This window comes from Lactobacillus sp. W8172 (genome assembly GCF_016102055.1).
Classification (GTDB): domain Bacteria; phylum Bacillota; class Bacilli; order Lactobacillales; family Lactobacillaceae; genus Lactobacillus; species Lactobacillus apis_A.
The window spans coordinates 361751-383779 of sequence record NZ_JACFPG010000001.1; the positions used below are offsets into that span (position 1 = coordinate 361751).

Consider the following 22029-nt stretch of genomic DNA (forward strand, 5'->3'; position numbering starts at 1 on the left):
TATTAGTTCACATGCTTTAGCCTGTCAACTTCAGCATGAGATAATTCACGATACTTTCCTGAAACAAGAGATTCTAAAGTTAAAAACGAATAGCGCTCACGTGACAGTTTAATAACCTGATGCCCAACTGCTTTAAACATTCGTTTAACTTGATGGTAATGTCCTTCGTGGATAGTAAGCTGCACAATTTGGAATTTTTTCTTTTTATCAGTGCGAACAACTTTAACCTTGGCACGTGAGCTTTTACGATGATCAATTTCTATACCAGAAGATAATTTTTTAATTTCTTCCGGCGTTAATTTACCTTCAATTTTAGCCACATAAACTTTGGCTACCTTGTTACGTGGATGCATCATCAAGTTAGCTAATTCACCATCGTTTGTCATTAATAACAAGCCTGACGTATCATAGTCCAAACGACCAATTGGATATAACCGATAAGGTACATCTTTAAAGAAGTCAACCACAGTCTTACGCCCCTTATCATCCTTAACGGTTGAAACAACGCCTCGCGGTTTGTAGAAAAGATATGTATGCAGACTCTCACGCTCAATTGGCTCACCATCGACGGTGATATTACTGAAAGTATCAACTTTTGTGCCAAGCTTAGTAACGACATTACCATCAACCGTTACCCTACCTTCTTGAATTATTTTTTCAGCACCTCGACGTGAAGCAATGCCTGCTTCCGCAATAACCTTTTGTAATCGTTGTAAGACCATTATTTTTCTCCCTTTTGTGCCTTGGCAATATTTTCATCAGCTTTTCCTCTTGCAGAGAATAAATCAATTTCTCCCTCAGAGTTAATGCTCTCATCTTCAAAATCTTCTATTAAAGGTAAATCAGCCAAACTTTGATAGCCAAAATATTGTAAAAAGTATGTTGTAGTTACATATAAATTTGGATGTCCCGGAACATCTTTTTTTCCCTCGGTTTTAATCAGACCACGCCAAATCAGTGTCTGCAAAGCACCCGAGGAATTAACTCCCCTAATTTCATCTATTTCAACTCTAGTAATTGGCTGTTTATAAGCAACTATCGACAGAATTTCAAGTGCCGATTGACTGAGTGTTTTTGTAACATCTTTTTGGAAAAAGTTCGAGACTAACTCACTTACTTCAGGCCTTGTAGTTAATTTATAGCTGTGATTTATATACAATACCTGGAGGCCAGAATCAGGATTTTTACTTAGTTTGTCAGCTAACTGCTTGGCTAGTTCTCGCAATGCAGAATGCTCCACTTGCATCAGATCACACAAGTTACTGGTTGGTATGCCGCTATCTCCTGCCACATATAATAGAGCCTCTAATTGAGCTATTTTACTTATCATTTTGGTCTATTCTTTCTAGTTCTAAGTCACCGAAGGTATGTGCCTGCTGCACTCTGATTTCCTGCTTTTTACAAAGCTCAAGTAATGCTAAGAACAAGCCGATTACATCAGATAAATTCTTCATTTTATCCGTACAAGAAAAAAAACTAATTTTCCGTTGTGTAGCCAATTTTTGGTGCAAGTAATCAATCATTTCGGTAATTGGCGTTTCCTTGACGTCAACCGAAACAGCATCAGGCTGTCTAATTTTTAACCGCTGCAGAACTACAATAAAGGTATTTGCCAATTCTGAGGAGGTAATTTGTCCTAATGGTAGCGGCTGAACTTTTTTAGTCTGCGGAACACTTTCTTCTTTAGCAGCAGTAATCGGAACCTCCTCATTTCGTTCTTTAAAATAAGCAGAGATCTTTTTAAAAACTGAATATTGTACTAATTGTTGGACAAGTTCATCCCTTGGGTCTTCTTCAGGCCCCTCATCTTCTGTAAAATCGTTTTTTGGTAATAAAGACTGTGACTTAATCCGTAACAACATTGAGGACATCACAAAATACTCACCAGCAATTTTTAAATTTAATCTTTGCATTTCATGCAAATAGGATAAATATTGACTAGTGATTTGTGCAATCGGAATATCATAAATATCAATTTTTTGCGATTTGATTAAATGAAGGAGCAAATCTAATGGTCCCTCAAAGTTTGGTAATTCTAAAGTTAAATTACTGTTCATCTTTTAATTATCTTTAGTTAAATATTTTACTAAATAAATGTACTCTGGTACGGCGGTAATTTTTTTGGTCGGATTACTGCTTGCCAATTCTTGCATTATTTTACTCTCTGTTTTTGCTTGACGATAATCTGGCGCCAGTGAGAGATAACGTACAACAATAAACTCATTATCCCATTGAGTTCCCATTACACCAACAAAGTTAGGGTCATCATCCCGATACAAAAACAGCCGAAATTCTTCACTATTTTTATTGAGTTCAATTTCGTCTCTTAAATTATCTAAATTTTTAAAATCTGGCAAGTAGGACAATAAGCCCATTGCCACTTTTTCTTTATCTTTTTTGCATTGAATCAGCATTCAATCACCTAGGTTCGTGGATGTGTTTTAGCATACACTTGTAAAATATGCTGCTGCGATAAATTAGTATAAATCTGCGTCGTACTGATATCTGAGTGCCCTAATATTTCTTGCACCACTCTTAAATCAGCACCATTTTCAAGCAAGTGAGTTGCAAAAGTGTGGCGCAATGTATGTGGAGTGACATTTTTTTTGATTCCGGCCATTTGACAATAGCGCTTAATAATTTGCCAAACAGCCTGTCTAGTCAATGTACCACCACGATTATTCAAGAAAATGGTGTCAGTGTACTTGCCAGATTTTAAAAGAAGCGGATCTCTTACTTTCTCCTGATAACTCTTAATCCAAGAAATTGCCACATCACTAATTGGTATCAGACGTTCTTTTGATCCTTTTCCCAATACTTTTAGCAGCTTTAGTTCTTCGTGCAGGTCACTAAATTTCAAATTAATTAGTTCACTCACCCTAATTCCTGTTGCATATAAAGTTTCTAACAGAGCTCGATCTCGTATGCCCAATTTTTTAGTTACATCAGGTTGATCAAGCAACTTTGTTACTTCATCAACACTTAATGCTACAGGTAAGCGGTGTTCTTTTTTGGGTGAATCAATTTCAAGCATTGGATTTATTTTTTGAATGTTTTGTCTAACTAGCCATTGGTAAAACTTTCTTAGACTTGAAATCATTCTACTAATCGAACTTGTTGCTTTGTTCAAATCACGCTGTTCAGCCAAAAAAGCATCTATATCCACCGCTTTTGTTGGCCAAGAATTTAACCCTTCTTTTTTCAGAAAGGCCAAAAAATCCATTAGATCTTGTCGATAAGCAAAAATTGTATTATCACTTAATCCACGCTCAATTTGACTATAGCGCAGATAATCTTCAACATCTTCTTGCAGCTTATTCATTTTTTTCAGCTTCGGGATCATTAATCAAAGTGATTGATCCTACTTCCTTATCTTCTGAAATGTATCTGTTTTTAAGTAAATGGCCTAAAGCACGTTTAAAAGCTGACTTAGAAATGCCAAAGTAGTTTTTAATTTCCTGAGCATCTGACTTGTCATAAAAAGGCAAGGTCTTATCTCTTTTACGACGTAAGCTCATCAGAATCATTTGAGCGTCATCATCAATTTCTTCAAATGCGCGCGGCAAACTACTTAAGTTTAAGCGTCCATATTGACTAATGCCCACTACACGACCTTTAAATTGTTCACCAACACGTAATGGTTGTGCCATTTGTGAAGCATGAACGAAAGCCAAATAATAGTCACTAGTAATGACAAAAGCACCTACATCGCGACTAGAATACACTGTTCCAAAGACATCTTTATTTTTCATATCATTTGGAAAGTGAGCTGAAAGTTGTTCAAAAATATCTTCATCTGCTAGCTTTGCCCAGATACGGTCTTTATCATCAGTTTCAAGATGAACTAAAAGCTGATCATCTTTTCTTGGCCACACATCTTTGTTAAAAGGTAAATCATCGACTGATAAAACAACATCTTTATCAGGCAACCCGATATCAACAAAGACCCCTAAGTCAAACCTTACGTCTGTCACTTTACTCCAGCCGTACTGATCCGCTTGAGCAAAAGGTAAAAACTGGGTCATTTGGCGATTGTGCTGTTTATCGTCATACAGAAAGCCTTTTACTTCATCACCAAGTTTAGGTGGTTCTTCTTGAGTTATTTCTTTACGTTTCAGCTCATAAGTAACACCCTCAATTTGAACGTAATAGGCATCATCATTTTGATCGATGACCTTTCCTTTTGCAATTGTGCCAAGCATAAAATTCTCCCTTTAATTTTACATATTCTATTCACTAAGTATAACATTTTACCACGTAATATTTTTCTTAAGAAGCAATTTAATTTATTTACAAGGTGATAAGAAAAAAGCAAAACAAAAAAGCCAGCTAACTAAGCTGACTTTTTCGTTTAAAGTTATTAATTAAAGGTTTGAAACTTCACCTTGGTAAATTGCACCACGACGAGCATCAACAGTAACAGTAGTACCACCAGCAATCTTTTCAGTTGCATCAGTTACACCTACAACTACTGGAATACCAAGTGATAAACCAACAACTGCAGCATGTGAAGTTAAGCCTGAAGCTTCAACAACTAAACCTGAAGCCTTCTTGATAGCAGGCATGTAATCAGGATCAGTGTTCTTAGCAACAAGGATGTCACCTTCATTAGTCTTGCTAATTGCTTCTTCAGCACTGTTTACAACAACTGTTTTACCAACAACTGAACCGTTACCAACGCCTAAACCTTGAGCTAATTTGCTACCAATGATTTGAAGCTTCATTAAGTTAGTTGTACCTGAATCACCAACTGGAACACCAGCCACGATGATTACTAAGTCGCCATCCTTAACGTAACCTTGTTCTTTAGCAACTTTAGCAGCTACATCAAACATGTCGTCAGTTGAAGCAGGTTTTTCAGTAAGTAATGGTTGAACGCCCCAGCAAATGCCAAGTGAGTGTTGAATTTTTTCATCAAAAGTCAAAGCTAAGATGTTAGCATTTGGACGGTATTTTGAAATCATTCTTGCAGTGTAACCTGAGTTAGTTGCAGTAATGATAGTCTTAACGCCTAATTCTTGAGCAGTACGGACAACTGATTCACCAATAGCTTCAGTAACGTTTGAACCCTTGTATTCTTCAAATCTTTGAAGAGCTAAAGTGTTACGCTTAAGAAGTTCTTGTTCAGTTCTTTCGTCAATTTCAGCCATTGCTGAAACAGCTTTAACTGGGTAAAGACCGTTTGCTGATTCACCTGAAAGCATAGTTGCGTCAGTACCGTCAAGTACTGCGTTAGCAACGTCAGAAACTTCAGCACGAGTTGGACGAGGATTTTCTTGCATTGAGTCAAGCATTTGGGTTGCAGTGATAACTGGCTTACCAAGTGCATTAGCTCTCTTGATTAAGTCCTTTTGAACAAATGGTACATCGATAAATGGAATTTCAACACCCATGTCACCACGAGCAACCATCAAACCATCTGAAACTTGTAAAATTTCGTCTGCGTTATCAATACCTTCTTGTGATTCAATCTTAGGATAAATCTTAACATAATCACAGCCAGCATCTTCACAAAGCTTACGGATATCAAGAATATCTTGAGCTTTACGTGCAAATGAGGCAAAGATAAAGTTAATACCGTGCTCTAGACCAAACTTGATGTCATCAGCGTCTTTATCAGTAATTCCTGGGAGGCGGATTTCAACACCAGGTGCGTTAACACCCTTCTTAGAACCAATAACTCCAGTATTTTGAGCTTCACAAACTAGTTCTTTCTTAGCGTCGTCTTTTTCTTTAATTAATAAATCAACTAAACCATCATCAATTAAAACATGACCACCAACGTGAGTATCACCATATAGACCTTCGTAAGTAACGTGAATCATGTCCTTATTACCAGGTTTTGAAGCATCCATTGAAACGCGGATTTCGTCACCGGTATTAATAGTGAACTTGCCACCTTCTTGATCAGTGGTTCTAATTTCAGCACCTTTAGTATCCAAAGCAATACCAAGAAGTATTCCAGTTTCTTTTTCAACTTGGCGAACCATCTTCATACGTGATAAATGCTCAGCATGATCACCGTGTGAAAAGTTGAAACGAAATACGTTTACGCCTGACTTAGCCAAAGCTGTAATAGTTTCAATATCGTTTGAAGCTGGCCCTAAAGTACTAACAATTTTAGTTTTCTTCATTATGTAAAATTCTCCCCAAAATCGACTAAATTATTTAGTCATTTCATCATTTATATCTAATAACGTCTCATCACTGCGATGAGTATCATCAAACAGGTCTAAGATATCGTGCGTTTCAAGTTGGCCGTTCTCCATACCGACAGCCAAACCGCCTTTACCATCGAGAAGCAACTTAACGGCATAATTCCCCATCTTAGTTGCATTAACTCTATCCAGAACTGTTGGTGATCCACCACGTTGCATATGACCTAAGATATTAGCTCTAGCGTCAAAGTCACCGTATTTTAGAAGTTCAGTTCTAAATTCTTCGGCATCCATTACGCCTTCAGCTAATACGATAATACCATGATCCTTGCCTGCTGCAAAGCCTCGCTTAAGTGTCTCAGCAATTTCTTTAACATCGTATGGACGTTCAGGAACAACAATTGCATCGGCACCACTTGCTAAACCAACACGCATAGCAATATCACCACAACCACGTCCCATTACGTTAACAATGAACACACGGTGGTGGCTACTTGCAGTATCACGAATCTTGTCAATTGCTTCTAACGCAGTATTGCAGGCAGTATCTAAACCGATTGTGTAGTCAGTACATGGAATATCATTATCAATTGTACCCGGTAAACCGATTGAGTTAATGCCAAGACGAGTTAAGGCTAAGGCACCGTGATAAGAACCATCACCGCCGATTACGATAACAGTGTCAATATCATGCTTCTTTAGTTGTTCAACTCCCTTTTTTTGCACCTCTGGTTGTGCAAATTCTGGGAAACGTGCACTATATAAAAATGTGCCACCTAAACTTATCATGTGGTCAACGTTTTCAGCAGTAAGCGTAACAAAGTCACCAGCAACTAACCCGGCAAAGCCATAACGAATACCAACGACACCAAGCCCGTTATGAATTGCAGTCTTAGTAACAGCTCTAACAGCCGCATTCATACCGGGAGCATCGCCGCCGCTCGTTAAAATACCAATTCGCTTCATGAATTCACCTCATTAATATTAATTGTGTAATTTCTCACATCTACTAAATTCTAACATTCTTTGCCAAAAAAATCTCAAAAAAATGACTTATTTTACTGTTTTATCGGTCTTTTCGCTTGTTAGCGCTAACAGTAATTACTCGCGAAAAATTATTAGAAAAAACGCTTTATCCCTTAAAGTTCACCACTTTTATGTTCAGTAAAACGTATTGTTTTTTGCTTGAATCAAAACGATCATTTTGAACTTTAATATTCAGAAGGTAAATATCACCCTCTTTTAAAATAGACTGAGCTTTTTCATAAACATTTGGAAAAATAACAATATCTTCTCTACTTGAAGAATCAACAAAATTGGCAAATGCCATCGTTGTATTTTTCTTAGTTTTGACAAGTTTTAGTGTCATCAGTTTTCCTACTGCGACACCAATTTCGTTAATTTCAAACTCATTAAGCGCTTTTGCATGAAACTTTTCGGCATATTTTTGCACCGCAACTATTGGTGATGTCATGGTCGAAAAGCCTAGTGCTTCTTGCTCCATATCAGCTTTTTCTGTACTAGTTGGTGCTTCAGCTGGTTTAATTGGTACGCCACCCAAGCTTTCAGATAGAGCCAAATTGTTGCCAGTCAATTCAATATTTTCAATAATCTCTGGGCTATTTTTAAGTAATTCATTCCGATTATTATTTAAACTATCAAAGCAACCTGCCTTAATTAACGGCTGAATTAACTTAACTTTTAAAAACTTGGAGTCAATTCGACGCAGAAAATTAGCAAACGAGGTAAAAGGTTTATTTCCACGTGCTTTTAAAATTTCCCTAAGTGCATCAATTCTTATTCCCTTGATTGCGCGAAGACCAACCAGAATTCGACCATCAACCATCTGATAATTCAAATCACTCTTATTGATATCAGGTGGCAAAATTTTCACTCCAGCTCCTTGAGCACGCATAATGTAATCACTAATTTTAAAATGATTACCACTATTAGAATTTAGCATTGCGCCATAAAATTCTGCTGGATAGTGAACCTTTAAGTATGCGAGCCAAAATGCCATTTTGGTATAGGCAACTGCATGGGAACGATTAAAACCATAGTTAGCAAACTGCTCAATATAGCTGTATACACGTTCTCCTACTTCACGAGGGTGTTCATTTTTTACTGTGCCCTCAATAAATTTATCTTTTTCTTGATCAATGACTTGCTGGTTCTTTTTCGACATTGCCCGGCGTAAGATGTCAGCTTCACCTAAAGAAAAGCCAGCTAAAATCTGAGCTGCTTGCATAACTTGTTCCTGGTAAACCAAGATACCATACGTTGGTGCTAAAATTTCCTTAAGGCTTGGATCAGGATAAGTAACTTTTTCCTTTCCTCTTTTCCGAGCAATGAAAGAATGGATATTTTGCATTGGACCCGGACGATATAAAGCATTAACCGCAACGAGATCTTCAAAGTTATCTGGGTGAAGCTCACGAAGAACATTCTTAATTCCTCCAGATTCAAATTGAAAGACTAAATCCGTATCCCCTTTCTGGAAAGCTTCCATTGTCTTTTGATCATCAAGCGGTATTTGATTTACATCAATTGTCTTACCTTGACTCTGAATCATATCTACAGTGTCACCCAGAATTGTTAAGTTACGAAGTCCTAAAAAATCAATTTTTAATAAGCCAAGGCTTTCAACATACTTTTTAGTTTGTTGTGTAATTGGTATACCGAGCTGACCGGCTTGCAATCCAGAAATCGCTGCAATTGAGTTATCGCTTAAAACCAACCCAGCAGCATGGATTGAGTAATGCCGTGGCAGACCTTCAAGCCCCTTTGCCGTTTCAAAAAGGAGCTTATTCTTCGAACTAGCGTCAACCAATACGCGCATCTTATTAGAATTTTGATAAGACTCTTCAAGTGAAATCTTTGTTTTAGAAAACGGCACGCTTTGCGACCACTTACTCATTTCAGCTTCACTTAAACCAAATGTACGCCCAGTATCACGTAAAACTTGTTTAGCTGCCAAAGTACCAAAGGTTAAAATTTGCGCTGCATGATCTATCCCATACTTTTCAAACATATACTTGATAACATCATCTCGGCGATTATCAGGAATATCGAGATCAATATCAGGCATTTCGTGTCTTGAAGGATTCAAAAAACGCTCAAACAGAAGATGATATTCAATTGGATCAACTTCTGTAATCCGCAATGAATATGAAACAAGTGATCCACAAGCTGAACCACGTCCCGGACCTGTGACAATTTTAGCACGGTGGCAGTAATTAATTACGTCCCAAACGATTAGGAAATAATCGTTAAAGCCCATTTCATCAATTATGCCTAATTCATAATCAAGTTGTTTTTGGTAATTAGCAGGAATTGACTTATTTTTAAACCGAGTCTGCAAACCCGTTTGCGCCAAATAAGTAAGATATTTCTTTGAAGTCGGAAATTTGTTTTGTTTATATTTTGGTAAAACAGGTTCTTGAAAAACAATGTTAGCGTTACATTGCTCAGCAATTTTCCAAGTATTCTCTAGTGCTTCATCAAGGTCCAAATCATGGTACCTGATGCTTAATTCTTGCGTACTTGGTAAATAATGCGATCCTTCTTGCATAGCCAGTGATTCGATGTCTTCCATAACAAGACCGTTTTTTACAGCCTGCAATGTTTTCTTTAAAAATTGATCATGTGGTTTCAAATAGTTGGTATCTTCCAGGCTAACAATTGGTAGTTTAAACTGTTTAGCCAGTTCTTTAACGTATGTAAGATAAACTTCCCGTTTCTTTGAACCATATACACCCAAGTATAGAGAGCTAGTTTCTGGCACTAATTTAAGCAACTTTCGTACAAAATCGTTGCCGAGCTGGTCATCCTGTTTTTGTAAATTAAGCAACTCGCTATATGAATTTGCCGGAACAATTAAAACTAAATCACCAAGATCTTTAGCCAATTTGTCTAAAGTTAGTATTTTCTTATTAGCCCCATTCTCAGTTAATAAGTTAATCCTACTAGATAAGCGTAGAATGTTGCGATAGCCCTCATCAGTTTTTGCTAGTGCAATTACGTCATATTGGTGCGAACTATCAATTAGACCGTTTAATCTGAGCTGCATCCCTAAAATAGGTTTAATGCCAACATCTTGCGCCACTTCAAAAAAGTTAACTAGACCATAGGTAACATTTATGTCAGTTAGACTAACTGCCTCATAGCCTTCACTTTTAGCAGCAACCAAAAGATCTTTGATTTTAATTGGACTTTCAAGAAGTGTGAAAGAACTTGTATTTTGTAAAGCAGCAATTTTCATTTGGCATCTTCCCTTCTATTAAAATTAGTATACCAAAAACTACTCTTTTAGTTTGAAAACCTGCCCAAACTTTGCTAAAATTCTCCTATGAAAGAGGGCAACACTATGGGACGTTATATTGTAACCATTTGTTGGAGCGTTGTTTATATGTTAATTGTGGGCTTTATTGCTGCTCCTTTAACGCAAAACGTCTTCAACTTAGGTGAAGCTGCTATTATTGGTGTGATTTTCGGTGTTCTGTTTGCCGCTATTATTCCAACCATCACAGCTCATTCTGTTAAAGATAAAAGTGAATACACTAAATTAAAATAGATATTAAAAAGCCGTTAGCAGTCTATGCTAGCGGCTTTTTGCTTTAATAAAATTTGTAATTTTTCCTTGGATCAAGCGGTATATTTGCTTGAGTTAAAAACTCTTGAAACATTTGGACATAGTCTTTATCAAGTGTTTCCTCAATTTTGTCCTGACTATAACATGGATAAAAGCCGCCACCCATTGCCCGATAATTATTAACGGCTAAGTAGTAGCTCTTTTCTGGCTCAATTGCTTTGCCTTTTAACTCAAATTTGCTTAAGCGCTGGCCTACTTCTCTATCAAGATCAGCTTCATAATCAATTGGATAAAAAACGTCAAAATTAAATAATAAATCTTGATATTCTGGTGCAAAACCTATTTTTCCTTGATCGTCCTTTTTTAAAAAAGATAAACTATGCTCAACAATTGCTCGTAGTTCAGAGCCTAAAACCTTTACTTTGCATAACAAATTGGAATACGGATAGTTTAGCAAAATATCGCGCATTGTTACCTCTTGTTTAAAGCCTTTCGCCGTTTCACTCATCACTGCAGTAGCAGAAATATCTGCTCCAGTAAAATAAAGTTGCATTTGCTGTAACAAGTTAATAAAAGGAGAGCCCTCAATCCGCGCTTTATTTGCATCTTCAATTGGTGCTGACTGGCTCAACTTTGCTATCGGCTGATCCAGCCATTTTTGTGTATTTTTGTTTAAATCCGTAGAAAGATTAATAATTTCTGAATCAGGAGCGGCTTCTGCAGTATCAATCAACATTGCCTTTTTAGAGATGATTTTTTTAGTCTGTTCGTCAATCTCTAATACCACTTTTCCAACTGCTTCACCGCGATATCCTGGCTGTACAATTGCTGTGTTATTAACTACCGCACTCATCTTTTTATGCTGATGTCCTGTCAGGAAAACATCAATTTCTGGAATTTCAGTCAGCATTTTGTAGCCTTCGTTTTCCCCTGTTGCTGGTTCAGTTTGCATACCACTTTCGGGATCAGCTTCAAAGCCACCATGATAAATTACGGCTAAAACATCTACTTGTGGGCGTAGAATTTGCGCATAATACTTTGTTTGAGCAAATGCAGAGGCAAATCTAAGCTCCGCAACATGTTCAGCAGGTTCCCATGAAGGAACTTTTTTAGTGGTAGCACCAATTAATCCTACCCTGATTCCATTTTTATTGACAATTAAATAGTCTTTTCCAAAAGCAGGTTGACCGGTTTTTTCATCCAAAACATTGTCATTTACAAATGTCGCTCTACTGTTATTAATGCAATCGTTTAAGTAATCAAGTCCGTAATTGAAGTCGTGGTTACCCAAGCACCGTGCATCATAATCGATTGCATTATATAAAGAAAGAAATTCTTTTACCTGCTCAATATTTTTAGTTGACTGGGCAAATGAGGCTAATGGCGAGCCCTGCAGGAAATCGCCGGAATCAGTGATGACAACATTATTCTTTCCATACGTCTCTTGCTCACGCTTGATGACGCTACTAACCCTACTTAATCCAAAAGGAGCATCGCAATCTTGAGGACTTTGATAGTCTGTCGGTAATATATAACCATGTAAATCACTTGAACTTAAGAAAACTAATTCCATCTTGTCTAATCCTATCTACGTGAACAAATTTCAGGTAAAAAAAAGACACCCTTAATTGAGGTGTCTTTAAATTAGTTGTTGTCGCTTGCGTTAGTTTCACTAACAACTTGACGACCCTTGTAATAACCTTTAGGTGAAACGCGGTGGCTCAAACGGTATTCACCAGTAGTTGCATCATAATGCATTGCTGGAACAGCTAACTTGATATGGCCACGACGTGAACGTTTCTTTTGCTTAGAAGTATGTCTCTTAGGAACTGCCATTTTATTTGATCTCCTTTGTTGTAGAATTACGTTTTTAGGTCACTAATAAAACAGTGCCTAAAACACTTCACGTTTGTTAATGATACTATTGTATCTTAAATAAATCAAGATATATTAGTTATTCTTGTCCCTTTTATGCCCATTTGCACCAAAAAACCAGCCAATTAAGACGCCTATAATAATCATTAGCACCAAAATAATAATTAGCGGTACCTTGACATTAAACAAGCCAAAATTGATTGCAACATTTTTTGTATTAAGTACGACAAAAATCACTGCTAAAAGAGTAAGGATCAAGATTAAAATCAATTTTATTTGTCTTGTCTTATTTTTCATTTATCGCACTACTTTCTTGAAGCAAACTTAAGGGATAATTTATCCCCAATTGATGGAAATAGATTATAAAGCTTAGCTAAAGCGGCCAAACTAAGCGGAATATTTAATTCGCGCTTATTGCTACCGAAGAAGTGAACTACTTGCCAAGCAACATCATCAGGATCAAGAATGTATCTTTCAACGTTTTTAATATATTCACCGCTTTTATCAGCAATATTAAAGAAATTTGTATAAACAGGGCCTGGATTGACCGTCATTACTTTAACACCGAATGGCTTTAGTTCTAGACGTAAGACATTTGAAAATTGAATTACGGCAGCTTTTGATGCACTATAAGCAGCCGATTTTACAGTTGGAACCTTGCCAGCCATTGAACCAAAGTTAATGATTTGACCAGTCTTTTGGTCCATCATTACTCTTCCGATCAATCTAGTAAAGTACATCAAGCCCAAAACGTTAACTTGGAACATTGCAGTAACTTCACGGCGATCCATTTCAACAAAATTTTCAAATTTACCGAAGCCGGCACAGTTAACTAAATAATCAACATGTTTAGTTACTTTAACAATGTCCTTGAAAGTAGCATCAATTTGCTCACTTTCACTCATGTCAGTAACAAAGCTGTAAGTTGGTGCACCAGATAGTTCATGTGCCTCAGCCGCCACCTTTTCCAACTTTTCCTTGTTTCGTGCTATCAAAATTACGGTTGCACCGCGTCCCGCACTTTCTAAAGCAATTGAATGGCCTATGCCACTGGATGCTCCAGTAACAACCACGACCTTATTTCTTAATGAGTCACTCATTCTGCTCACCCTCCATTGGAATTATTACCCGGTCAAAATCATTCGCTAATTTCGTATTAGGGAAAATTTTTTCGGCTTGATTTACTAGTTTTCTGGCTTTTGCCCCTAAATATCTGGCTGAAATATGATCCAAATACAAGCTCTTTACTCCATTATCGCGCGCAATTTTAGCTGCTTCAACCGCCGTTGAATGAAAATATGAATGCGCTAAGTCGGCTTCATGACCAGCAAAAGTTGATTCATGGACCAATACATCAGCATCCTTAGCAAGCTTTGCAATTGTTGGCGTAGAACGAGTATCGTAAATAATTGTAATTATCCTACCTGGCTTACTTGGTCCTAAAAAATCATTTCCATCCAATATTGTACCATCGTCTAAGGTCACTTTTTCACCATTTTTAAGTTTACCAAGTAATGGTCCATTAGGAATATTATATTGCGTTAACTTACTCATTAGCAACTCACCTTGATGGTTATCTTCGACTACACGATAACCAAAACTTGGAACACGATGCGCAAGTTTCTCCGCATATACTTTAAATCCTTGACCCTGGAATATTAGGCCACCCTCTTCAAGCTGAACAAACTTGATTGGATAGGATATTTTTGTGCGCGAAATTTTAAGTGCCGTGCGAACAAACTGTTCCAGTCCTGGAGGACCATAAATAGTTATCGGACCAACATCCCCTTGAAACGATCTAGTTGCAAGCAAACCAGGTAAGCCAAAAATATGATCACCATGATTATGAGAAATAAAAATTTTGGTTACTTTTCGCAATCTAATATTTGTACGTAAAATTTGATGCTGTGTTGCTTCTCCAACATCAAATAACCAAATTTCGTTAATTTCATCTAACATTTTAAGTGCAATACTTGAAACATTGCGCTGCTTAGATGGCTGCCCTGCACCCGTTCCTAAAAATTCTAATTCCATATGTCCCTCGTTCTAATATTTGGCGTTTTTTGTGATCGTTTTGACGATTAAAGCACTGTAGTACTTTGATCCTATTGGTGTTGGATGAGTCAAATCTTCGTAAAACCAGTTGGTTTTATTTTTAGAAAAATCATACCAGTCAATAATTGTAAGATTGTGATAACGTTTCGCCGCATGTGCCAGTAATTTATTTACTTGATTCTGCCATGGTTTATTTGGTACGTGCGTATTTATCCAAAAAACATGTCGCTTTGGACCAACTTCTTTCATCAACTGTTCTAAATCAGACATGGCAAATGGCCCATTTGTGCCTAAACCAATTAGCACATTGTCAGCAAGTGCGTGTTGGGCTTTATATTGACTAACCAATCCAAAAGCAACATTTAGCTGACGTGAAATAGCCGCATCAATAATTGCTTTGGGCATTAACTTAGTTAAGTCATTACTCGAACCGGCCATGACCGAATCACCTATTGCAGTAAGGCTCACTTTTTGTCCCAGCTGTAGGTCAACTTGGCTAATCCCATATTTTGTATAGGACCGATTTAAAGGATGCTTTTTAGCACTTCGCTTCGCTTGAGCTATCAGCTTGCTCTTTTTTTTATCCTTCTTTTTTGCCGTTTTCATTTTTGCAATCAGAGCTTTATTATCTTTGTTTTGTTGCTTTCGATTTGCACTGATTCTTAAGGCAAGTTGGGATTTATTAAAGTCTTCCGCCTTAACCGTTGGCGAAACAAGCATTGCAATACTACCAACGATAAAAACTAAGCCAATTAAAGCTGTTCTTATTCTAAGAAAATTGTTTTTGGCATCCAAGTCACGTAATCTGGAGAAAAAAGCTTTACATTTAGCCCAAGTAATCTTTCCCAGTGGCTTTTCAATAATACGATATGAAACTTCACTGAATACTAAAATTAATAATAGCTCAATTAGTCGGTATAACACCACATGATCGGCCATATTAGTGACCTTATCTTCAAAAAAGATCATAATTGGAAATTGATACAGGTAAATACCATAACTCCTAGAGCCCAACCAATTAAAAATTGGATTAGTCAGCCAGCTATTCCAATGGCTTCCCGGATGAGCAATGACGCCAACCAAAATAACAGTAAAAATAGTGAACAGTAGCATGCCGCCATAATATGGGAAGCCCTTTCCTGGATTCATTGTTGGACCAAAGAAGAGAAAGAGCATCGTAACTAGCGATATCGCACCTACAATATCAAGTAATGTCGTATCTATTTGCTCAATTCGAGATTTCATTCTGTCCATTGGCCAAATAACTGCAAACGCGGCACCCAGACCAAGTGAAAAGAAGCGTGTATCAGTCCCATAATATATCCGATTAAGATCAACACCGGTTTTATACATTATTGCCATTTCCAACGCGGAAAGGATGGACATACCAAAAAGAATTTCAAAGATTCTCTTCCTTTTTTTACCGTATTTTACGAGTAAAAAAATCACTAGTGGCCATAAAATATAGAACTGTCCGTTAATTGACATTGTCCATAAATGCGTGAAGGGAGATTCATTTGTCGCAAAACGCTCAAAATAACTCTGTCCGTTAAAAATTTGCCAGAAATTATAGATATTTAATAGATTAGCAATAACAATTTGATTTAATTTCGCTAATAAATTTCGTTGAAATAAAATAATATAAGCAGCAGCTAGCCATAAAACAGCAATTAAAGATGGATATAGCTTCTTTAACCTACCTAGATAGAATTTCTTAACGTCAAAGGATCCTTCCTCATCATAAGATTTAAGTATCTGACATGTAACCAAATAGCCTGTTAAAACGAAAAAAATCGGCACTCCAAGATAGCCGCCAATAAAAGTATTAGGATCCAGGTGATATAAAATCACACCGATAACTGCTAATGCTCTGAGTCCAGAATATCCCGTAATAAACCGATTTTTTGCCATTTTTCTACTTTTCTATTTTTAATTATTGCACAAATTCAAAATTAAATGTGCCAATTATTACATCGTCGCCGTCAACGGCTCCTTTTTCACGTAATGCTTCATCCACACCAAGTTTTTTCAATTTACGTGCTAAACGGACAACACCGTCTTGATAATCAAGATTTGTACGTTTAACTAAATTCTCTAAACTTTCACCCTTAATTTCAAAAACATGATCTTCAAGTTTGATAACTGTAAATTCATTCTTTTTAGGTGAACTATAACGATATTCCTTAACTTTTTGAACAGCTTTTGGTTCTTCTTGGGCTTTTTCTTTTTCAACTTTTTCAACTAATGAAGCTGTATCCTGCATTAGGACATCAACTCCCTGATGTGTAACGCTAGATATTGCATATACCGGCTCCGTAATGCCTGCCTCTTTCAAGTTCTCCTTAAATTCAGCCAGTTTTTCTTCAGAACCAGGAATATCCAATTGTGTTGCTACAATTAGCTCTTTTTTGTTTTTAAGTTCTTCATCATAGAGCAACAATTCCTTACGGATTTTTTGATAATCCTCAAGTGCATCACGACCATTTTCAGGATCCATTGATACTAAGTGTAAAATAACTTTTGTTCGCTCTATGTGTCGTAAAAACTGAATTCCCAATCCAACACCTTGACTTGCACCTTCAATTAATCCAGGCAAGTCAGCCATTGAAAAGTCTCGACCATCTGGTAAGATGACCATCCCTAAATTAGGAGTTAATGTGGTAAATGAATATGAAGCAATCTTTGGTTTGGCTTTGGTAACAACAGAAAGTAAAGTTGATTTACCAACTGATGGAAAGCCAACTAAGCCAACGTCTGCTAGAACCTTTAGCTCTAATCGCAAGACACGGTCTTCACCAGGCTCACCATTTTCGGCAATCTCAGGTGCAGTGTTGACACTTGTAGCAAAGTGAATATTTCCACGGCCTCCACGGCCTCCACGTGCAACAACTAATTCCTGCTTGTTTTCAGTTAAATCGCCAATTTCTTCATTAGTATCAAAATCATATACCGTTGTTCCAATCGGGACGCGCAAATATAAGTCCTTTGCACCGCGACCGTATTGTGATTTGATACGTCCATTTTCACCGCTTTCAGCTTTAAATTTGCGCCGGTAACGAAAATCCATCAATGTTCTTAAGCCGCTATCTGCAACAAAAATAATGCTTCCACCACGGCCACCGTCTCCACCAGCAGGTCCGCCATTAGGAACGTATTTTTCATGGCGGAAAGCAACCATACCATCCCCGCCTTTACCGGCTTGAACTTCTATCTTAGTCTGATCGACAAATGTAGGCATGCTAATTCTCCTTCCGTCTTCTCTAACTTTACTACTATACCACAAAAAAGCAGCTCTTTCGTGGTAATTTAATTGCTATAGCGTTAATTTTACTGTTTGTGCTTGCGGGAGTGTCAAACCTACTTCGCGCAATTCATCAATTGATGCTTCTTTAATTTTCTTAATTGAGCCAAAATGGCGCAATAGCTTGTTTCTACTCTTCGGACCAATTCCTTTAATTGAGTCTAATTTACTCGATAAAGCATTTTTCGCATGTGTCCGCCGATGGAATGTAATTGCAAAGCGGTGAACTTCATCCTGAATCCTAGTCATCAAATAAAATCCTTGTGATTTTGGATCTAGTGGAATCAGTTTCATTGGCACGCCGTTAATCGGATCACCGTACAATAGATGATTGGTTCTATGCTTATCATCTTTAACCATTCCTGCTACAGGGACATTAAGGTTCAGCTCATTACGTAAAACGTCTTGACAAGCATCTACTTGGATTTGACCACCATCCATTAAAATTAAGTCAGGCATCGCTTTATGCTCACGTAAAAGTCTTCCATATCTTCGACGCACAACTTCTCTGGTATTGCGAACTTCATCGCCACCATTTTGATGTTCAACTTCTCCCTTTAACTTATACTTTCGATAAGAATTTTTGTCTGGTTCGCCGTCTTTAAAAACGACCAAAGCAGAAACAGGATCTGTTCCTTGAATATGAGAGTGGTCAAAACTTTCGATTACATGGCCATACGGTAAGCCAAGTGCATCAAAAATTTCTTTTTGCGCACCTTTGGTTTTTCTATTTCCTAGTTCCAGCAAACGAAATTTATCATCGAGTTTAAGCTTAGCATTCTCTTTAGCCATCTTTAAGAGTGCTCGTTTTTGCCCTCTTTTTGGTGTTCTTACAGGGACTTTTAATACTTCGCTTAAGGCTTCATTATCAATTCCTTCAGGTACAAGAACTTCCTTAGGAAGAACTCGATTTTTTTGACCATAAAACTGAACAATAACTGATGCAAAAGCGTCTTCAGGATCACCAGTATCTGTCAAAGGATACATTCTTGTTTCTCTTCTAAGCAATTTTGCCTGGCGCAAGAAAAACACTTGAACTGAAATCCATGATTTATCAACGTAAAAATTAAAAATATCGCGTTGAGTATTATCGTTAGAAATGATTTTCTGCTTTTCGACTGTTTCTTCAATATATTTGAGTTGATCACGAATATCAGCTGCTCGCTCAAACTCAAGGTTTTGCGACGCCTCTTCCATTCTTTGATTTAACTCTTGCTTCACTGAAGCAATATCACCGTTCAAAAAGCTTTTGATTTTTTTGATTTGGGCATCATATTCTGATTTAGGAACTGTCTTAAAACATGCTCCCAGGCATTGACCCATGTGATAGTACAAGCAAGGTCGCTTTTGCTTACCGTTACATCTTCTTAGAGGAAAAACTTTTTGAATAAATTTCAGAGTTGCCTGAGCAGCATAAACATTGGGGTATGGGCCAAAATAATAGCCGCCATCTTTTCTAACAATACTAGTTAGTTTTGTCTGCGGATCCCGTTCATTGGTAATTTCAATGTATGGATAACCTGTACCCTGCTTCAACTGAACGTTATAGTACGGTTGATACTTTTTGATTAAAGTCACTTCTAGAAGAAAGGCTTCTTTATCAGTTGAAACGGTAATAATATCATAATCCCTAATTTCATTAACTAATTCAGCCCTTCGACCAACTTGGGTGCTCTTAAAATATGAACGTACTCGATTCTTAAGATTTTTTGACTTACCAACATAAATTACTTTCCCGTTAATATCCTTCATCAAATAGCAGCCAGGTTTAGCAGGAAGAAGTTTTAACTTGTTTTCAATTAATTCGGACGCCAAAAAACCACCCCTTCTCTAAATTTGCTTTATCAATTTTAACACAAAATACGAACTAGTGATTCTGTCAGCTTTTATTCTTACTACCTATTTTTTTACTAGCTTGTCACAGCTTTTTCAATTATAATTATCAAAAATGAAAGGAAAAAGCTATGGGCCTAACATATAAAAAACAGGATGAACTGGAAAAATTATTTGATAAATTTGCGACAGTTCCAAAAGACAAAAAGAAAAAGCTTACTAAAGATAAAGACGATAAGAAGAAAAAATGACTCTCAAGATGAGAGTCATTTTTTTAAAGCTTTTCTTCTATCCAGTCCCAGACTTCTTTGACATGTGTTTTCTTAACTGAACTATATGTTAGAACAGTAACGTTGTCATGTGCCAAATCAAGGTGCTTCTTTAAATTGGATAGTACTTTATTTTCTTGGTTTTTCTTTACCTTATCAATTTTGGTACAAACAACCAAAATTGGTAAATCAAGATAGAGCGAATAATTATACATCGCAATATCATCTTTAGTCGGCTCATGACGTGAGTCAGTTAATAGGATTAAGCCTTTTAAATTTTCTCTAGTTTCAAGATAATCTTGAATCATTTCACCAAATTGTTGCCGTTTTACTTGAGAAACCTTTGCATAACCATAGCCAGGAACATCGACTAAATAAAATTCTTCATTAACAATATAAAAATTTAGTGTCTGCGTCTTACCAGGTTGCGATGAAGTTCTAGCAAGGTTTTTTCTTCCTAATAATGAGTTAATCAAACTTGATTTACCCACATTTGATCTACCTGCCAAAGCTATTTCAGGAAGTTGATCCTTAGGATATTGTTCTTCTTTTACAGCACTGATTGCATAGTCGCTCGTTTTAATTATCATTTGCGGCCTTAATTTCTTCACTATCTTCATCAGCATTTCGCCGAATTACGTTTGGCTTTGCTTGATCAGTAATAACTTCTTTAGTAACTTCAACCTTTTCAATATCAGGTTCACTTGGTGTTTTGTACATTATGCCCATCATTGCATTTTCAATGATTGTTCTCAAACCACGTGCACCCATGTTACGTTCGATTGCTAAATCTGCAATTGCTTTAAGCGCACTATCAGTGAATTCCAAATCAACTTGATCAAGCGAAAGCAATTTCTTGTATTGTTTTACCAGCGCATTCTTGGGCTCAGTTAAAATTCTTACCAAGTCTTTACTGCTAAGCTTATCAAGCGTTGCAATGATTGGAATACGACCGATAAATTCTGGAATCATACCGAATTTAACCAAATCACCTGTAGTTAAATGCTGTGTCCATGAATCATCTTTTGTTTTGTTCAATTCATTTTCTGCACTAAAACCGATAATTTTCTTACCCATACGGTTTTTAACGATTTGTTCAATTCCATCAAACGCACCACCAACGATAAACAAAATATTGGTGGTATCAATTTGAATCAACTCTTGTTGTGGGTGCTTTCTCCCACCTTGAGGTGGAACCGAAGCAATGGTACCCTCAAGAATTTTTAGTAATGATTGCTGTACTCCTTCGCCGGAAACATCACGAGTAATTGAGACATTTTCAGATTTTTTGGAAATCTTGTCTATCTCATCGATATAAACAATTCCTCGTTCAGCACGTTCAATGTCGTAATCAGCGTTTTGTAAAAGCTTTAATAAAATATTCTCAACATCTTCTCCGACATAACCAGCTTCAGTTAAAGTTGTTGCATCAGCAATTGCAAACGGAACGTCGAGAATACGAGCTAAAGTTTGTGCCAAATACGTTTTCCCTGACCCAGTTGGTCCAATTAAAGCAATATTTGATTTTTGTAATTCGGTCGAAGAATCAATATTCATTTGACTTATTCGTTTGTAATGGTTATAAACTGCCACTGACAATACCTTTTTTGCCTGATCTTGACCAATAACATATTGATCAAGTTGTTGCTTAATCTCCATTGGCTTAGGTAAATCTTTGGCTTTCTTGAGCGAATCTGATTTTAATTCATCATCAATAATCTTTTTGGATAAATCAACACACTCATTACAGATATAAACTCCATTGCCAGCAATCATTTTCTTAACTTGATCTTGTGTTTTATCACAAAAAGAACATCTAATTTCATCCTGATCAGTAAACTGTGATGCCATTCTATTCCTCCTAATATCTACAAACTTAAGAGTATCATAAATCAAGAAAATTGCATAAAAAATTTGCTTGTAGGAAAAATAAAAAGGCAGTCTTAA

At 36.8% G+C, this 22029-nt stretch carries 21 protein-coding genes; 2 read left to right on the top strand and 19 right to left on the bottom strand.

Annotated features, from left to right (window positions below; all coding sequences use genetic code 11):
• Window positions 1–2: 2 nt before the first annotated feature.
• The 9 genes from H3R21_RS01675 to H3R21_RS01715 all read right to left on the bottom strand — a co-directional run bounded on the left by H3R21_RS01675 (window position 3) and on the right by H3R21_RS01715 (window position 10419).
• Window positions 3–722, bottom strand: a complete 720-nt coding sequence (locus H3R21_RS01675; RefSeq protein ID WP_198182556.1) for a pseudouridine synthase — start codon at window positions 720–722, stop codon at window positions 3–5.
• Window positions 722–1330 carry an SMC-Scp complex subunit ScpB gene (scpB, locus tag H3R21_RS01680; RefSeq protein WP_187157893.1) on the bottom strand — a complete coding sequence of 203 codons (609 nt, stop codon included), beginning with the start codon at window positions 1328–1330 and terminating at the stop codon, window positions 722–724. The genes H3R21_RS01675 and scpB overlap by 1 nt, the downstream gene beginning before the upstream one ends.
• Entirely contained in the window at window positions 1320–2057 is a 738-nt protein-coding gene (locus H3R21_RS01685) for a ScpA family protein (RefSeq protein WP_074425401.1), read from the bottom strand. The genes scpB and H3R21_RS01685 overlap by 11 nt, the downstream gene beginning before the upstream one ends.
• 3 nt (window positions 2058–2060) lie before the next feature.
• Entirely contained in the window at window positions 2061–2414 is a 354-nt protein-coding gene (locus H3R21_RS01690; protein WP_074425402.1) for a reductase, read from the bottom strand.
• A gap of 8 nt (window positions 2415–2422) precedes the next feature.
• Window positions 2423–3322 (bottom strand): site-specific tyrosine recombinase XerD, encoded by a 900-nt coding sequence (gene xerD, locus H3R21_RS01695; protein ID WP_198182557.1) that lies wholly within the window; start codon window positions 3320–3322, stop codon window positions 2423–2425.
• Window positions 3315–4202, bottom strand: coding sequence for a S1 RNA-binding domain-containing protein (locus tag H3R21_RS01700; RefSeq protein ID WP_198182559.1), 888 nt, complete (start codon window positions 4200–4202; stop codon window positions 3315–3317). Before H3R21_RS01700 ends, xerD begins: the two co-directional genes overlap by 8 nt.
• Before the next feature lie 162 nt (window positions 4203–4364).
• The gene (gene pyk / locus H3R21_RS01705; protein WP_074425407.1) at window positions 4365–6134 is read right to left on the bottom strand and encodes a pyruvate kinase; all 1770 of its coding nucleotides are present in this window, start codon (window positions 6132–6134) and stop codon (window positions 4365–4367) included.
• A 30-nt stretch (window positions 6135–6164) separates the two neighbouring features.
• The gene (pfkA, locus tag H3R21_RS01710; RefSeq protein ID WP_046306809.1) at window positions 6165–7124 is read right to left on the bottom strand and encodes a 6-phosphofructokinase; all 960 of its coding nucleotides are present in this window, start codon (window positions 7122–7124) and stop codon (window positions 6165–6167) included.
• Window positions 7125–7290: 166 nt separating this feature from the next.
• Window positions 7291–10419 carry a DNA polymerase III subunit alpha gene (locus H3R21_RS01715; protein ID WP_198182561.1) on the bottom strand — a complete coding sequence of 1043 codons (3129 nt, stop codon included), beginning with the start codon at window positions 10417–10419 and terminating at the stop codon, window positions 7291–7293.
• A 105-nt stretch (window positions 10420–10524) separates the two neighbouring features.
• On the opposite strand from H3R21_RS01715, the gene H3R21_RS01720 reads away from it, so the two are divergent.
• Window positions 10525–10731 (top strand): YjzD family protein, encoded by a 207-nt coding sequence (locus tag H3R21_RS01720; RefSeq protein ID WP_046306805.1) that lies wholly within the window; start codon window positions 10525–10527, stop codon window positions 10729–10731.
• A gap of 43 nt (window positions 10732–10774) precedes the next feature.
• On the opposite strand, the gene H3R21_RS01725 is transcribed toward H3R21_RS01720, so the two are convergent.
• From H3R21_RS01725 to uvrC, 8 genes are all read right to left on the bottom strand, one after another.
• On the bottom strand, window positions 10775–12322 hold the full coding sequence (locus H3R21_RS01725; RefSeq protein ID WP_198182563.1) for a bifunctional UDP-sugar hydrolase/5'-nucleotidase: 1548 nt from the start codon (window positions 12320–12322) through the stop codon (window positions 10775–10777).
• 71 nt (window positions 12323–12393) lie between these two features.
• Window positions 12394–12585, bottom strand: a complete 192-nt coding sequence (gene rpmF, locus H3R21_RS01730) for a 50S ribosomal protein L32 (RefSeq protein WP_046306801.1) — start codon at window positions 12583–12585, stop codon at window positions 12394–12396.
• A gap of 114 nt (window positions 12586–12699) precedes the next feature.
• Complete coding sequence (locus tag H3R21_RS01735) at window positions 12700–12921, bottom strand: lipopolysaccharide assembly protein LapA domain-containing protein (RefSeq protein WP_046306800.1); 222 nt, start codon at window positions 12919–12921, stop codon at window positions 12700–12702.
• Window positions 12922–12929: 8 nt separating this feature from the next.
• Window positions 12930–13724 (bottom strand): SDR family oxidoreductase, encoded by a 795-nt coding sequence (locus tag H3R21_RS01740; RefSeq protein ID WP_198182565.1) that lies wholly within the window; start codon window positions 13722–13724, stop codon window positions 12930–12932.
• Window positions 13717–14658 (bottom strand): ribonuclease Z, encoded by a 942-nt coding sequence (gene rnz / locus H3R21_RS01745; protein ID WP_046306797.1) that lies wholly within the window; start codon window positions 14656–14658, stop codon window positions 13717–13719. Before rnz ends, H3R21_RS01740 begins: the two co-directional genes overlap by 8 nt.
• A 12-nt stretch (window positions 14659–14670) precedes the next feature.
• Window positions 14671–16590 carry an acyltransferase family protein gene (locus H3R21_RS01750; RefSeq protein WP_198182567.1) on the bottom strand — a complete coding sequence of 640 codons (1920 nt, stop codon included), beginning with the start codon at window positions 16588–16590 and terminating at the stop codon, window positions 14671–14673.
• A gap of 22 nt (window positions 16591–16612) precedes the next feature.
• A complete protein-coding gene (gene obgE, locus H3R21_RS01755; protein ID WP_198182569.1) occupies window positions 16613–17917 on the bottom strand; it encodes a GTPase ObgE in 1305 nt (434 codons plus the stop codon).
• 75 nt (window positions 17918–17992) lie between these two features.
• Window positions 17993–19795, bottom strand: a complete 1803-nt coding sequence (gene uvrC / locus H3R21_RS01760; protein WP_198182571.1) for an excinuclease ABC subunit UvrC — start codon at window positions 19793–19795, stop codon at window positions 17993–17995.
• A gap of 149 nt (window positions 19796–19944) precedes the next feature.
• Between uvrC and H3R21_RS07510 the strand changes: the two genes are divergently transcribed.
• Window positions 19945–20064, top strand: a complete 120-nt coding sequence (locus tag H3R21_RS07510) for an SPJ_0845 family protein (protein ID WP_255524804.1) — start codon at window positions 19945–19947, stop codon at window positions 20062–20064.
• Window positions 20065–20087: 23 nt separating this feature from the next.
• Here the strand turns inward: H3R21_RS07510 and yihA are convergent, their stop codons facing one another.
• Together yihA and clpX are read right to left on the bottom strand one after the other, a co-directional pair.
• Window positions 20088–20672 (bottom strand): ribosome biogenesis GTP-binding protein YihA/YsxC, encoded by a 585-nt coding sequence (yihA, locus tag H3R21_RS01765; protein ID WP_198182573.1) that lies wholly within the window; start codon window positions 20670–20672, stop codon window positions 20088–20090.
• Window positions 20662–21933 carry an ATP-dependent Clp protease ATP-binding subunit ClpX gene (clpX, locus tag H3R21_RS01770; protein ID WP_074425422.1) on the bottom strand — a complete coding sequence of 424 codons (1272 nt, stop codon included), beginning with the start codon at window positions 21931–21933 and terminating at the stop codon, window positions 20662–20664. The genes yihA and clpX overlap by 11 nt, the downstream gene beginning before the upstream one ends.
• Window positions 21934–22029 lie beyond the last annotated feature (96 nt).